The organism is Leptolyngbya sp. NK1-12, assembly GCF_032598965.1.
Classification (GTDB): Bacteria; Cyanobacteriota; Cyanobacteriia; order Elainellales; family Elainellaceae; genus Elainella.
The window spans coordinates 3,198,665-3,211,923 of the sequence record NZ_CP053586.1 but is presented as its reverse complement, the minus strand read 5'-3'; the positions used below and the strand labels follow the sequence as shown (position 1 = coordinate 3,211,923).

17 protein-coding genes are annotated in these 13,259 nt (G+C 49.5%); 5 read left to right on the top strand and 12 right to left on the bottom strand.

What is annotated here, in order from left to right:
- Positions 1-163 precede the first annotated feature (163 nt).
- The 6 genes from HJG54_RS13535 to HJG54_RS13510 form a co-directional block, all read right to left on the bottom strand.
- Complete coding sequence (locus HJG54_RS13535; protein ID WP_316435519.1) at positions 164-718, bottom strand: chemotaxis protein CheW; 555 nt, start codon at positions 716-718, stop codon at positions 164-166.
- 30 nt (positions 719-748) lie between these two features.
- The gene (locus HJG54_RS13530) at positions 749-1,111 is read right to left on the bottom strand and encodes a response regulator transcription factor (RefSeq protein ID WP_036005902.1); all 363 of its coding nucleotides are present in this window, start codon (positions 1,109-1,111) and stop codon (positions 749-751) included.
- Between the two features lie 159 nt (positions 1,112-1,270).
- A complete protein-coding gene (locus HJG54_RS13525) occupies positions 1,271-2,467 on the bottom strand; it encodes a response regulator (protein WP_316435517.1) in 1,197 nt (398 codons plus the stop codon).
- A gap of 414 nt (positions 2,468-2,881) precedes the next feature.
- Positions 2,882-3,481 carry a hypothetical protein gene (locus HJG54_RS13520; RefSeq protein WP_316435516.1) on the bottom strand — a complete coding sequence of 200 codons (600 nt, stop codon included), beginning with the start codon at positions 3,479-3,481 and terminating at the stop codon, positions 2,882-2,884.
- Positions 3,482-3,524: 43 nt separating this feature from the next.
- Positions 3,525-4,079, bottom strand: coding sequence for a peroxiredoxin (locus tag HJG54_RS13515; RefSeq protein ID WP_316435515.1), 555 nt, complete (start codon positions 4,077-4,079; stop codon positions 3,525-3,527).
- Positions 4,080-4,324: 245 nt separating this feature from the next.
- The gene (locus tag HJG54_RS13510; protein WP_316435514.1) at positions 4,325-5,032 is read right to left on the bottom strand and encodes a fasciclin domain-containing protein; all 708 of its coding nucleotides are present in this window, start codon (positions 5,030-5,032) and stop codon (positions 4,325-4,327) included.
- 290 nt (positions 5,033-5,322) lie between these two features.
- Between HJG54_RS13510 and HJG54_RS13505 the strand changes: the two genes are divergently transcribed.
- Positions 5,323-6,123, top strand: a complete 801-nt coding sequence (locus HJG54_RS13505; RefSeq protein ID WP_316435513.1) for a glutathione S-transferase family protein — start codon at positions 5,323-5,325, stop codon at positions 6,121-6,123.
- A 56-nt stretch (positions 6,124-6,179) separates the two neighbouring features.
- Here HJG54_RS13505 and purS read toward each other — a convergent pair whose 3' ends face one another.
- The gene (gene purS, locus HJG54_RS13500; protein WP_316435512.1) at positions 6,180-6,449 is read right to left on the bottom strand and encodes a phosphoribosylformylglycinamidine synthase subunit PurS; all 270 of its coding nucleotides are present in this window, start codon (positions 6,447-6,449) and stop codon (positions 6,180-6,182) included.
- Between the two features lie 161 nt (positions 6,450-6,610).
- On the opposite strand from purS, the gene HJG54_RS13495 reads away from it, so the two are divergent.
- The 3 genes from HJG54_RS13495 to HJG54_RS13485 all read left to right on the top strand — a co-directional run bounded on the left by HJG54_RS13495 (position 6,611) and on the right by HJG54_RS13485 (position 8,525).
- Entirely contained in the window at positions 6,611-7,018 is a 408-nt protein-coding gene (locus HJG54_RS13495; protein ID WP_316435511.1) for a Fur family transcriptional regulator, read from the top strand.
- Positions 7,019-7,074: 56 nt separating this feature from the next.
- Positions 7,075-7,524 (top strand): D-aminoacyl-tRNA deacylase, encoded by a 450-nt coding sequence (gene dtd, locus HJG54_RS13490; RefSeq protein ID WP_316435510.1) that lies wholly within the window; start codon positions 7,075-7,077, stop codon positions 7,522-7,524.
- Positions 7,525-7,742: 218 nt separating this feature from the next.
- Complete coding sequence (locus HJG54_RS13485) at positions 7,743-8,525, top strand: HAD family hydrolase (protein ID WP_316435509.1); 783 nt, start codon at positions 7,743-7,745, stop codon at positions 8,523-8,525.
- Here the strand turns inward: HJG54_RS13485 and mreD are convergent.
- From mreD to HJG54_RS13470, 3 genes are all read right to left on the bottom strand, one after another.
- Positions 8,522-9,091 carry a rod shape-determining protein MreD gene (gene mreD, locus HJG54_RS13480; RefSeq protein WP_316435508.1) on the bottom strand — a complete coding sequence of 190 codons (570 nt, stop codon included), beginning with the start codon at positions 9,089-9,091 and terminating at the stop codon, positions 8,522-8,524. The genes HJG54_RS13485 and mreD overlap by 4 nt on opposite strands.
- On the bottom strand, positions 9,088-9,927 hold the full coding sequence (gene mreC, locus HJG54_RS13475) for a rod shape-determining protein MreC (protein WP_316435506.1): 840 nt from the start codon (positions 9,925-9,927) through the stop codon (positions 9,088-9,090). Before mreC ends, mreD begins: the two co-directional genes overlap by 4 nt.
- A 210-nt stretch (positions 9,928-10,137) precedes the next feature.
- Positions 10,138-11,184: a rod shape-determining protein gene (locus HJG54_RS13470; RefSeq protein WP_263975532.1), complete on the bottom strand. Its 1,047-nt coding sequence runs from the start codon at positions 11,182-11,184 to the stop codon at positions 10,138-10,140.
- A gap of 689 nt (positions 11,185-11,873) precedes the next feature.
- Between HJG54_RS13470 and HJG54_RS13465 the strand changes: the two genes are divergently transcribed.
- The gene (locus HJG54_RS13465; RefSeq protein WP_316435505.1) at positions 11,874-12,239 is read left to right on the top strand and encodes a single-stranded DNA-binding protein; all 366 of its coding nucleotides are present in this window, start codon (positions 11,874-11,876) and stop codon (positions 12,237-12,239) included.
- Between the two features lie 50 nt (positions 12,240-12,289).
- On the opposite strand, the gene HJG54_RS13460 is transcribed toward HJG54_RS13465, so the two are convergent.
- Positions 12,290-12,745: an NUDIX hydrolase gene (locus HJG54_RS13460; protein ID WP_316435504.1), complete on the bottom strand. Its 456-nt coding sequence runs from the start codon at positions 12,743-12,745 to the stop codon at positions 12,290-12,292.
- Between the two features lie 11 nt (positions 12,746-12,756).
- Positions 12,757-13,212 (bottom strand): DUF3531 family protein, encoded by a 456-nt coding sequence (locus HJG54_RS13455; RefSeq protein WP_316435503.1) that lies wholly within the window; start codon positions 13,210-13,212, stop codon positions 12,757-12,759.
- Between the last annotated feature and the right edge of the window lie 47 nt (positions 13,213-13,259).

Here is a 13,259-nt window from a genome sequence, read left to right as displayed (position 1 = left end):
TACTATAAAGATTGAAGCTGAAAGATCGCAGCTGTCGGTAACTCAACCTAATCACCGACAGATAGAGCGCAGCCATTTTTCCTACAAATGGAACGGTGATACTGAGAGTACTGAGTAGGAGTTAGGTTGACTATCCATAAAAGTGCAACTGTTGTAGTTCGAATCAAGCTTTGGGCATAGCTGCCAGCAATGCATTACCATCCAAACTAGCCAGCACTTCACCAGTTGGCTTTAGCCAATAGCCTCTCAGAAAAGGAGCTAATTCGGGTGTAACCGCAGAAGGCGACGGTGATTGTAATTGGCCTGGATCGCACCATTCAATCTCTTGTACTTGAGTAACCACCAAACCGAGCATCTGACGGTCTTCTCCAAGCTCATGATTCACTCCTAACCGTTGATCAGAAAAATCAGCATGAAGAACGGCGGCTGTGTAGAGGGGACTCACCGACCGCTGATGCCAAGGCTCAAATCCAAGTAGATGGCCCAGGTCTACCATCCAGAGCACTTCACCCCGCCAGTTGTAAACCCCCATCACCCAGGCAGGAAGATGCGGTATGGGAGTAATCTGCTCAATCGGGATGCGCAAAACCTCAGTGAGTTGGGCTACAGGTAGCATGACAAGTGCATCAGGGGCTAAACAGCAACGCAAGAACTGCTCACCTGTTTGAGGATTGACCGTATGGTTTACAGAAGGTGGTAGACCTGAGCGTATAGACATATTTTTTACAAACTAGCCGATCGACAATCGTTATCCAACCAATTTCTTAACAGTGCGAATTAGCTCCTCCTGATCAATTGGCTTGGGAATATATGCATCTGCACCCTGTTTCATACCCCAAAATTTATCCATCTCTGTTCCTTTTGTTGAAGAGATAATGACTGGAATTTTGCTGGTTTTTGCCTGTGCTTTTAGCTCACGGCAAACCTCAAAACCGCTGCATCCTGGTAAAACCACATCAACGATAATAATGTCTGGCTGACTGATGCTCAGCTTCTCCAGTCCCTCTTCACCCGTTGTTGCTGTCATCACTGTCATTCCAGCTTGCCTTAGGCAGGCAGTCAGCACTTCTCTATCTGTCATGGAATCGTCGATTACCAATGCAGTTCCCATGATATTTGCCTCTATTTACCTCAATAACAACAATTGCTAAATCGCTAAAAGATGTCTCTTTCACCAATCTGAACCGTGCAACTGACTGACCATTGGTCAGAAAAATTGGCTCGATTACAGGATTCCCCTTTTCTTGAACAGGGCACAATTGGTCCTCCTTTAAACCCCAACCCCATGCCGCAAATGTTTCCGAATTACACCGAGCACTGCTGCTGCCTCTACAGGTTTAGAGAGAAAATCAGACGCTCCAACCAACTTGGCCCGCACTCGATCCACAATGCCATCTTGCCCAGTCAAAATTACAATTGGCGTTTCTTTGAAAATCGTCAGCTTTCGCAGTTGCCCACAAATTTCATATCCATTTGCGTTTGGCATCACTAGATCGAGAAATATCAACGCTGGCTTACGCGACATGAGCAGCGCTATGGCTCGCAACGGATCATTGATAGCCAAAAATTCATATTGTGCACCTTTGATAATTTCTTCCAGGCTCTGGCAAATCACGGGGCTGTCGTCGATGCAAACGATCAACGGGCTGGTTACACTAGCTTGAACCAATGACTGCACTGGTAAGGATGGCTGAATTGGCCAAGTCAGATCTGGAATATCAACCAATTCAATGAAGCCCCGCTGCACATAGGGCAACAGCGAGCGAGTTACATCCACTACGTCTCGTTTCATTTGCAGGGCCAGATCCCGCAATGTTCGTTGTCCGTTCAGCAGTTTACTCAGAGCTTGGTACAGGCTGGCAGAGGTACTTTTTTCTAGCTGTTGGGGCTGGCGAATCACCGGAGCCGCATTGGGAGAACGATCGGCAATTTTTGCTGCCTGCCAGACTTTCCACAGGGCTTGAACTTCTGTGGCAATCTGTTCCGCATCCAGTAACGCGAGCTGTGTATCAGACACCTGATCCTGTTTGATTTGGTAAGAAACCTGTCTGGCTTGAGTGACATCAAATAATGCCTCAATAACAACGGCTCGCACAACTTTGACTACCTGCTCCCGCGTAATTTTTTGTTGCTCTACCCATAGCGAAAGAATTTGCTGTTGCCAACCGGCGTTTGCATCCAGCTCAGGGATTTGTTTAGCCGCCTGTCTCACCAAAGATGAGAAAGGCGTCATGTGGGGACAATGGGTGAGGATATTCCGCTTCCAACTGCGATAACTGTGGGGACCACCAGTGGCATAGGTAATGCGGCCTAAATAGATGTAGAATATCCAGCTCTGTCCTTTACAATCTGACAAGATCAACTGCCCTGAAAAGCGAGGCTGTTTCAGCAGTTTGAAAAAGGTTGTTTGGTTTGAGCCAGAGAAATCTTCGATGCAAACAATGGGTAGAGCTTCTTCGGCGGTCATCGTTAAGTGCATCCGGGGTTGAAATTTGATCAGGGTGAAAAAGCAAGTGAGATCCCTTAGCGGCTAGTCAAGCGAAAATTGCCAGAACTCTCGTCAACCTGGGTCGCACTAGTAGGAACAGTGATTCTATATTGAATTAGCCGAATGGATTACTGGGGAACGATTTGTGAATTATGAGTAAATTACCAGTGAATTACAAATAGATTACAAAGTAATTACTAAGTAATTCAACTTAATTAAAACCAAGATCAGGGTGTTGTCGCCCTTCGGGCGGCGACAACACCCCCTTTGGGTTTCATGTTTAATTATGTTGTTCTACTTAGACGTAAAATTCGTGTGGTTTCTTGTTTAACCTCTGAAGCTGGTCTCTGTGTCTAGTGTTCCCACCGCGGTAGTTCCAATTAACGGTTCTAGTTAAACTGGAGCTTTGACCCAGATTGCCAGTCCGCCGCCCCGTCCACGAGCAGCGATAAAATCGTTGGTGATTAGGAAAAAGCTAAAGAAGGGCAACTTGGCAATTGGCTGCTGCTCAAAAGTATCTGCCTGCATCCGTCCACCCCGGAAGCCACCCCGATAGAGCACCTGCCCGAAAACTGCGAGTTCCATCTGCGTAAAGTCAAACGCGAGCAGGTTTTTCTTGTTGAGGTATTTAGCCGGTCCCGTGATCCGAAAGCGTATTGCTCCCACCTGAAGTTGATTGCTGATTTGAAACCGATCGGTAGCATCCGGTGATGGCTCGAAGCCAATTTGACCCTGCACAAACCGAGGTAGGTAATAGCCTTTGCTGAGGGCAATGCCACCCTGGCGTAGTTTGCGGGTTCCAGTGGCAAAGCGAAGCTGCCATTCGCCCGATAATGCCTCAGATGGGTAGAGGTGGCGCTGCTGTTTGGCTGTCCTTTCGGCCTGCAGCAAAGCTTCAACAACCATGCTGGCAGCCGGACGATTCGATGCTTGCGCCTGAGCAGCAGCCGTCAAAATTTCCAGAAACTCAGGTTTTGCAGCCGACTCAACCATACCCCTGTCTAGATTCACCAGTCCCTATTCAACAGCGTTCCAGCTAGGAATCAGCCTGTAGTTCATCTAATCTAGCTAAAACTTCCTTGCTGTGGACGACAGGGTTCACGCCGGTAAAGATCGCACGTAATCGACCTTGCGGATCAACGATATAGGTATGGCGTAACGAAGCATAACCCAACCAAGCACCATACGCTTTGCTCACCGTACCATCCACGTCGGCCAACAGCGGAAACTTCAGCCCTTCCGAGTCGCAAAACTCGGCATGGGAGTCCACATCATCAGCACTGATGCCTAGAATTTGTGTCTTTCTCGCTTTGTATTTGGGCAAATCCTGCTGAAACCGGCGTGCTTCTAAGGTGCAACCTGGCGTGAAATCCTTGGGATAAAAATAAACCACAACCCATTGACCACGGTAATCGGCCAGGGAAATTTGCCCGTCTCCAGTATTAGTAGGCAGAGTAAAGGTAGGGGCCACTTCGTTTAAAGGTGGTTGGGGGCCACCTAAGGCTAGGGCAGACGGAGCATTAAAGGCAGCCAACCCACTAGGAAAAGCAACCGCTAGCAATTTGAGCGCAAACCGACGGGAAACTGGCATAGCAAGATGATTAAACTATCTCTTAATAAAAGTTTACATACAATTTGGGCCGAGAAACACATTTCACCATTGTCGTGCTCTAAAAACACGGTCTTCTATGACCACAAGGTTCCTGATCGTGGGGCTACTGACCACAAGGCTAAAACGTAAAAAGGGCACAGATAACCTGTACCCTCTGCGCATGAGGAGCCTTAAACAGTGAAGCAAAGTGAATCCAGTGAATTGATTAACCAGAGCTAGCGGAGCTACTGGGGAGGCAGAATTACACGGTCGATTACGTGGATAACGCCATTGGTGGCTGTGATGTCCGGCTGGATCACATTAGCGCCATTGACGGTAACTTGACCTTCACTGACATCCACCATCACCGGGCTGCCTGCAACGGTAGGAACTTCACCTGAAGACAAGCTGCTAGAGGGATAAGCACCAGAAACCACGTGGTACTTCAGAATAGTAACTAGCCGCTCCCGATTCTCGGGCTTGAGCAGTTCTTCAACCGTACCCTCTGGTAGAGCGGCAAATGCCTCGTCTGTTGGGGCAAACACTGTAAATGGACCTTCCCCGGCGAGGACTTCGGCCAATTCAGCTTCGGTTAACGCAGCAACTAAGGTTTGGAAAGAGTCGCTGGCTGAAGCAATGTCAACAATCGTGCCGCTGGTAGCAGCCACTGCCGGTGCGGGAGCCGGTGTATTGGATGTAGGAGCCTCAGCTTCGGATGGAGCACTTTGAGGTTGAGCAGGAACACTTAATGTCGGGGATTGAGGGTCACCGGATGCCGGAGTTTGGACTTCAGGAGTTTGGGATTCAACCGCGGGCATCTGGGCGTCTGGCGCAGGTGATTCGGTGGCGGGCTTTACTTGAGCAGCCACAGGCAGCACAATCGCTGCACTGGCCAGAAAACCAACCAAACCAACTGTTCGCTTAACCAAGTTCACGTTATTCAGTGAGTTCATGGAATTTCGTCCTTACTTACTGCACCATCAAGAAAGTGTTAACTTCCTTTGCAGTTTATGACGTTTTGGTTAAGACCGGGTTCCCTGCCTTGCCATAGGAACTTTATATGATTAGCAGCCAGTTTGGTTTGAATTCTGAATCAGTTGTCTCCTATATCGGTGATTTATGTCTGGGTTAGCAGGCCCCTGTCTCTGACGATGCTCCTGTTCCCAGAAGATCTGCTGTAACTTGGAATATGCAATGGGAATATGCCATGGGCCAGGATTTTCTTGTTTGCTAGGAGGCAGCCATGCTAGAGCTATACCAATTCGAGTTATCGCATTACTGTGAAAAAGTTCGGTTGATTCTGGACTACAAGGGGTTGCCCTATCGCAAAGTGGAAGTAACGCCCGGAATTGGGCAACTGGATCTCTACCGTCTATCTGGGCAACGCCAGGTTCCTGTCCTCAAAGATGGGGCCGAGGTAATTGCAGATTCGACCGCAATCGCCAAATACCTTGATCAGCACTATCCGGAACGACCGATTATTCCTACTGATCCAAAGCAACGAGCGCTATGTTTTGTTATGGAAGAGTGGGCTGACGAGTCGATTGGGTTAAACGCTCGCAAAGTTATGATTGGAGCCTTTAGCCAAAGTGCGGCCTTCCGTAGAGCCTTCCTACCATCCTCAACGCCAGATTTCCTTAGAACCGTGGTGGACTCGGTGCCCCCCGAAGCGCTAGAAGTCTTGGGCATGGGTGCAGGTTTTGGTCCCGATGCGGTCAAAGCCGCTCGTCAGACAATGCAGCAGAATTTAGAATCGCTGTGCGTGCTGTTACAGGATAGTTCCTATTTATTGGGAGAGGAACCAACCTTGGCCGACTTTGCCGTGGCGGCGTTGACCATGTATGTCAAATTCCCTGCGGGGGCTTACCTCAAGCTACCCGAAGCTTTGAAGGGTATGGGGGTGCCAGGATTAGCCGACAACCCAGCTTATGATTTGTTTTGGGTATGGCGCGACCGGCTCTATGCAACCTACCGTAAAGTTGGGATTCCAGGCGAATCAACCGCCACTTCGGGCACAGGCCCCACCTCAATCAATATCGAGTAGTCAGCATTGGGTAGTCAAGTTGGTTGAAGCAACCCATCCACTCATCTATCTACCGCTTATCCACTGACTGCCAGAGCCGTTAGCTCAAACCGATAGTTTTCAATCACGGGATTAGCTAGTAGCTGGTCACACATGCGGTCAAGCTGCTCATGGGCTGCGGCTTCATCGGCGGCGGTGAGTACTAACTCGATATATTTGCCAATCCGCACCTGTTCCACATTTTCATAGCCCATATGTTTCAGTCCTGACTGGACTGCGGTTCCGGCTGGGTCAAGCACCGAAGGGCGCAGGGTGACATAAATCCGAGCTTGATAGGTTTGGGTCACGGCAATTTAGGCTGACTAGGCTGAACGTTATAGACCTCATTCTATGATGGAAGCAAGCGAATCGTGAGCCACGTGACACCATCACACGACATCAGGCTGAGATAACTTCTGATCACCGGCTTGCCAACGATCCCCATGCCCAGCAGCCAGCAGGTTACTGTATGAAATCCCAACGGACTCGTAGTCAAGATCGAATCCTCAACTTACTCAAACGATTGGACCGTGCTATTTCGGCCCAAGATATTTATATGGAACTGCGCAACCGCAATGAAAGTATGGGGTTGGCTACGGTTTATCGCTCGCTTGAGGCGCTGAAGCTAGAAGGAGCAGTGCAGGTGCGGACCCTTGCTAACGGTGAGTCTCTCTACAGCACCATGCAGGAAGACCGTCATCACCTCACCTGCCTTCAGTGCGGCATTTCGATCCCCATCGATAAATGCCCAGTGCATGACTTAGAAACGCAGTTGCACCAGTCCTATCAGTTCAAAATTTTCTACCATACATTAGAATTCTTTGGCCTTTGCACCAAATGCCAGCTCGCCCATCTCAGTGGGTCATCGGGTTCTTGATTAAACCCTTGATCGGCCGATAATGAAGAGTTGAAATTTCAAGGCAAATCTTGGCTATGCGTGTCGTGATCCAGCGAGTCACTGCTTCTCAAGTTACGGTTGACGGCAAAGTGATTGGCAAAATTGGACGAGGCTTGAATTTGTTGGTCGGAATTGCCGAGACCGACACGGATGCAGAATTAGACTGGATGGCCAAAAAATGCCTGGAGCTGAGGCTGTTTCCTAGTGCTGAAGGCGACCGCTTCGATTGTTCAGTTCAGGAAATCCAGGGTGAGCTGCTTGTGATTAGCCAGTTCACCTTATATGGAGATTGTCGCAAAGGCCGACGGCCATCGTTTGATCGAGCAGCAGCTCCGCCCATAGCTGAAAAACGGTACGAAGAATTTGTGACAAGGCTGCGTCAGAGTGGCTTAAAAGTCGAGACAGGTCAGTTTGGTGCCATGATGCAAGTCTCGATCGAGAATGACGGACCCGTAACCATTCTGCTGGAAAAAACGGCATCCTAGTCGCGTTCAGGCCAAGCTCAAGGTCAAACCCAATTCAATCAAACTAGCGGCTGATTGCGCAGAACCTTACGGCAATCGCGGATTATTCCTATAGTCATTCTGAAATATTTTATATATAAATTTTTTTAATAGAAAAACTTTGGCATGCATTGACGACTTATCAAAACAGTTGCTAATGTAAATAAACATTTCGCATTTGGTTTCTTAAGTAAATTTTTATGATTCATGCCGCTGCAGGCTCAGCTCACCGATTCATCCAGTCCTCTGTTTCCTCTGATGCGCCGCTCACCTTGTTTTGTGACTTTGATGGGCCAATTGTAGATGTCTCTGAACGCTACTACCAGACTTATCAATTGGGACTGGCTGAAATCAAGTCAGTGTATCAGCGGCAAGGCATCGCTCCGCGGTTGAACGAGTTGACCAAAGAGCGGTTTTGGCAAATGAAACAGGAACGCACGCCTGATGTGGAAATTGCTATGCGTTCGGGTTTGCGAGGCCACCAGATTGAACAATTCCTGGATCGAGTGAAGCAAATTGTGAATCAGCCCAAGCTGCTGCATCAAGATCAGATCCAGCCAGGTGTGAAATGGGCCTTAGCGCTCCTCCATAGCCAGGGGGTGCGGTTGGTGCTGGTGACGCTACGACAGCAAAACCAAGCCGCACAAATTCTGCGTGAACATGAACTAGAATCGCTGTTTAGCCAGATCTGGGGTACTCAGGATGAAGATGTGGCCTATCTAAACCAATCGGAGCACAAAATTCGTCTGCTGCAAACCGCAATGAGCCACTGTGCTCCGACTGCAGCCTGGATGGTGGGTGACACTGAGGCAGACATTCTAGCAGGGCAGGCTAGCTCTATTCCTACGATTGCGTTGACTTGCGGTATTCGCAGCCGGACCTACCTGCAGAAATTTCAGCCGACTCGAATTCATGCTGATTTGCTCTCGGCAGCTCATTTCTTGACCGATTCTGCTCAGCACTCTGCTCAAACCGTAGCCTAGGCTTGGGGTTGCTCAAACTCCGCCATGTGTTCCCACCAGCGATTTAAGGGGTAGTAGACGGCTGGTGCCCAAAGGCTGCTCAGAATTGCCGAAGTCAGGGCAATGCGCTGATGATAGAGCCAAATATTGCCCAGCTGTTGATTTGCAGATGCGATTCCTATGGTCTGCAAGCTGAACTGGATCGCTGTGATCGTTTCAGCTAAGACTGCCATGCCAAATACGATCAAGGCAATCGAAATAAAGTCTTCCTGGATATAGCGCTGTTTTTGCAAACGAGCCGTGAGCGCACCCACTACCACCAAGCTGAGAGCGTGGGTCGGATTAGGAGAGGACATCCCATCTTGCAGCCAACCCAAAATTAGTCCCGCAGTGGCTCCCTCAAATACGGTTCGGTTGATGCTCCAAGCGACCACCCAAATCAGCAACCAATTCGGCCCCACATCCAGCAAAGCCATACCTGGAAAGCGAGTGGGTAGTACTAACAAACACAGCAGCACCGAACCTACGGTGACGCCCCAATTGAGCGCTTGTCGAGCTGTAGGATGCCAACGGGTCAAGTCAATCACGGTCTGTCCTCTGCTGATGCAACACCGCTAGCACTCTCTAGCTGATTTTTATGATTCGGATCCAGATCGGTATGAGAGGATAGCTCTGCTGCACCCGCCTTCGGATTCGGCGAAACAATCACCCATTCTAAACGACTGATTGGAGCCGATAAGGCTACTACGGCCTCCGGCGCTGGGCTTTTATTCAAATTAACTGATTCCACCACGCCAACGGGTAAACCTGCTGGGAATATTTGGCTGTAGGAAGAGGTGGATACGACATCTCCCGGACGCACATCTGGCACCTTATCAAAAAATTCCATGATCACGCGATTGGCGGCTTGCCCCCGGATGTATCCCATGTTGCGTGAGCGGCTGATGGTAACTCCGACCTGACTGGTCGGATCGCTAATCAGCAACACCCGACTGGTGTTGGGCGTCACCTGCACCACACGGCCAACAATACCACCATCGCCAGAGACAATTGCTCCGATCTGAATGCCATCTTTGCTGCCGCGACCCAGGATGACTTGTTGCCACCAATGGTCAGCGCTACGACCAATCACCGGAGCAACCGTCCCCCCACTGGGGTGCTTTTCCACATACCCTAGCAACTCCTGAAGCTGACGGTTCTGGCTCTCTAATTCAACCAGCCGCTGTTCCAGTTCCAATACCTTCGGGTCCTTCGATTGTTCGACTTGAGGAGTCTGCGGAACAAAGGGCTGAGCCAACCCACGGTAAACTTCATAAATCAATCCACCCTGAGTTTGCCGAATCAACCAAGCGCTACCCAAGGCTAAACCAATCAGCCCTAGCCTGATGCCATTTCGATCCCACCAGCGACGTACTGCGTACATTGAGTTCTGTAGGGTGCTCTATCTGAATCACGAACAAAGCTGCGGCCAGTCGCCAAGGTAACACGGCAGCCACAACCAGTCCTATTACCTATCCCAACCTACCCCAAGGCCAGCTCTAGTTCAAGCGCTAAATTTCCGAGATAAGCAATCCTACTTATTACCTACAGTCAGAAAAGAAAAGCTGAGCAATGGCGCGATCGATTTAATTGGTTAGAAGTTGCGTGAGCGCCCACTGAATACCCGCTCTAGTTGCTTAAAGTTCTCTAGGACTCGCCCAGTACCGAGCACCACACAGCTCAAGGGATCAGCAGCCACATGCACCACAATACCGGTTTCGTGGCTAATCAAGGTATCTAGACCCCGTAGCAGTGCCCCACCCCCAGCTAGCATAATGCCGCGATCGATAATATCAGCCGCGAGTTCAGGAGGTGTACGTTCCAGCGTGCGTTTTACAGCTTCAATAATTACCGACAGCGGTTCGGCCATCGCTTCGCGAATTTCTGGCCCCTTTACGGTCACGGTTCGGGGTAAACCCGACAGCAGGTGTAGACCACGCACATCCATGATGGCATCGTCATCGTCATCCATTGGATAGGCCGAGCCAACCATGATCTTGATTTCTTCGGCAGTGCGTTCCCCGATCACCAGGTTGTGCACCTTCTTCATGTAATTAAGGATTGCCTCGCTTAGCTCATCTCCGGCCACCCGCACCGATTCACTCAATACTGTGCCCTGCAAGCTGAGAACTGCCACTTCAGTCGTACCGCCACCGATGTCGATAATCATATTACCGGTCGGTTCAGCAACCGGCAAACCAGCCCCAATTGCAGCTGCTACAGGTTCGTCAATCAGGTAAACATCACGAGCACCAGCCTGAGATGCCGCTTCCATAACAGCTCGACGCTCAACGCCCGTAACCCCGCTGGGAATACCAATCACAATCCGAGGAGCAATCAGCCCAGTACGACCTTCATGAACGCGCTGAATGAAGTGTTTCAGCATCAGTTCTGCCGTATCAAAATCGGCAATCACACCATCTCGGAGAGGACGCAATGCAACTACGTTGCCGGGGGTTCGTCCCAGCATTTTCTTGGCATCTTCGCCAACAGCCAAGGGCACTTTGTCTTCCTGGTCAATAGCAACAACGGAAGGCTCCTGCAACACAATGCCCTTACCAGACACATAGACTAGTGTGTTGGCAGTGCCAAGGTCGATGCCCATGTCACGTGAGAATGAGAAGCGATTGAAGAAACCCACTAGCTTTCTAAGCCCCCAAATTTAGCTGCTTTCAACTTGTGACTAGACTATAACAACTTATAACAATCCAGCGCGATCCACGTGCGAATCTACAGAATCTCCAACTAACAAAATTACAGGTGGATCCTAATATGTTTTTGGATCTGAGTCTAGTCGCCTTAGAAAAATCAGATTACCATCAAATGCACCCGCCAACGCTAGCAACCTATTCAGTTCAAGGTGGCAAAATCAGGATAAACCACTGAACCAGTTCACAAACCAGAATGCAATGGAATGACTGCCTTTCGCTGGATTCATGCTACGGCTCCACTGCTGAATCGAATCCACACGGCTGATGTTTCAATTGAATTTATAGCATTCAGGCTATCTGCGCAACCTACCGCCATTTAAATTAACGCTTTGATGAATGCTTTAGCGCGCGCTCTAGACTTTGACGCCTTGGCAGTCTATCAAATTCGGTGCGTTTCCTCAAAAGTCGATATAAAATAGCAAAAAGACAGGGTAGTACCCCTGTACCAAATTCTGCTCAAAAATTGCGGTAGTTGGGCTTGTGGTTGAGTTTAAGTGGTTAAGCTTTAAGTGGTTAAGCTAAAACATCAAGTCCAAACTCAAGCCGTCTATTCCTTTTCTTCAGCTCATCCAGTCCAGTTTATTTCCAGTTCATTTAGTGCAGACAGTGCAGACGTCCTATGAGTTTAAATATTGTCACATTGGTTGGTCGTGTCGGTGGGGATCCAGATGTCAAGTACTTTGAGTCTGGAGCTGTGAAGTGTAGCCTGACTCTGGCAGTCAGAAAGCTGAGCCGCAATAGCGATGAGCCGGATTGGTTCAATCTGGAGCTATGGGGCAAGCCGGCTGAGACAGCTGCTAACTACGTGCGCAAAGGCAGTTTGATTGGCGTCAGCGGTCCACTTAAATTTGACCATTGGCAAGACCGCACTACTGGAGCCAACCGTACTAAGCCGATTATCCGCGTGGATCGATTGGAACTGCTGGGTTCGCGTAAGGATAATGAAGCTGGAATGGACTCCGGTTATTCAGCGGACGAGTTCTAGTACGAGTTCTCGAAAAAGCAGCACGCGCCCTCAGTTCGACCAATCTTAGCTCAGAGAAATTGCAGGCATTCCTGCGGCACCAGCAGCAGCTCACCGGACTTGAACCGCTCGATCTCGACCCAGTGAGCCGTCAACATTTGATCGCCCTCGTAACCAGAGATGACTTCTTGCTGGTAGAGCTGGGGGTCAGCCAAATCGCACTGATACAGCAAGACTAGCTCATGTCCTGGTTTGCCTTCATGGACAAAGCGATTTTCGATGCAGCCGAGGTACTGAATATTGGTTAGCTCCGCCTGAATTTCTTCCTGGAATTCTCGCCGCAAGGCATCTTGGCCTGCTTCACCGAACTCCACGCCACCACCGAGGGCGCGGTGGAAGACTTGCTGTTTCACCGAATCGTAGCCACTGGAGACCAGTAGATGGGTGGAGGTTTTGATTAGACCCAGCGTAATCACACGAATTTGCGGTTGCTTAGTTGGAGTGAGGATTGGGTTGGGGTGATCCATTAAAAAGGTGATCAATTATTTTCTAAATCAACAAACTCCGACCGTTTCTTTCCAGGAATCTTCCAGTCTGGATTTTCGCCTCCAATAATCACCCGCTCAATCGGCACATAGTCCTTGCTGAGCTGTTCCAGCGCATTGATCAACACATCCAGCGCTAGGGCATCGGTCGTGCCCAGGTCAAACCAGCAGCGTGCCCAGTTGCCTTGATACTCGACCTCGCTCATGTTGTGCATCAGCGCCATAAAGCTATCACCAGCGCTTTGTTCGTCGTAATCGATGTAGCTAATATCAAGGCCAGCATCCTGCACTTGCAAGTTTTCGGCGTTAAAGCCACCGAGCTTGCCTAGCAAAAACCAGGAGCTAAACACTTCTTCGAGATACTGCTGTTCCATTTGGGCTGGCGGCAGTGGCAGCTCCAGCCAAATCCACAGATCAAAAAAATCACATTCGCGAAATTCTACTTTCATAAGTCAAGGGTAATGGGTGGGGTTGTGTTTGCTGAAATCGTGCCCAA

Coding starts and splice junctions, on each gene's coding strand:
- mreC (WP_316435506.1), bottom strand. CDS start 9,927: ATGTACGCAGTACGTCGCTGGTGGGATCGAAATGGCATCAGGCTAGGG.
- HJG54_RS13505 (WP_316435513.1), top strand. CDS start 5,323: ATGCTAGAGCTATACCAATTCGAGTTATCGCATTACTGTGAAAAAGTT.
- HJG54_RS13485 (WP_316435509.1), top strand. CDS start 7,743: ATGATTCATGCCGCTGCAGGCTCAGCTCACCGATTCATCCAGTCCTCT.
- HJG54_RS13535 (WP_316435519.1), bottom strand. CDS start 718: ATGTCTATACGCTCAGGTCTACCACCTTCTGTAAACCATACGGTCAAT.
- HJG54_RS13525 (WP_316435517.1), bottom strand. CDS start 2,467: ATGACCGCCGAAGAAGCTCTACCCATTGTTTGCATCGAAGATTTCTCT.
- HJG54_RS13465 (WP_316435505.1), top strand. CDS start 11,874: ATGAGTTTAAATATTGTCACATTGGTTGGTCGTGTCGGTGGGGATCCA.
- HJG54_RS13495 (WP_316435511.1), top strand. CDS start 6,611: ATGAAATCCCAACGGACTCGTAGTCAAGATCGAATCCTCAACTTACTC.
- HJG54_RS13530 (WP_036005902.1), bottom strand. CDS start 1,111: ATGGGAACTGCATTGGTAATCGACGATTCCATGACAGATAGAGAAGTG.
- HJG54_RS13460 (WP_316435504.1), bottom strand. CDS start 12,745: ATGGATCACCCCAACCCAATCCTCACTCCAACTAAGCAACCGCAAATT.
- HJG54_RS13455 (WP_316435503.1), bottom strand. CDS start 13,212: ATGAAAGTAGAATTTCGCGAATGTGATTTTTTTGATCTGTGGATTTGG.
- HJG54_RS13520 (WP_316435516.1), bottom strand. CDS start 3,481: ATGGTTGAGTCGGCTGCAAAACCTGAGTTTCTGGAAATTTTGACGGCT.
- HJG54_RS13510 (WP_316435514.1), bottom strand. CDS start 5,032: ATGAACTCACTGAATAACGTGAACTTGGTTAAGCGAACAGTTGGTTTG.
- HJG54_RS13515 (WP_316435515.1), bottom strand. CDS start 4,079: ATGCCAGTTTCCCGTCGGTTTGCGCTCAAATTGCTAGCGGTTGCTTTT.
- dtd (WP_316435510.1), top strand. CDS start 7,075: ATGCGTGTCGTGATCCAGCGAGTCACTGCTTCTCAAGTTACGGTTGAC.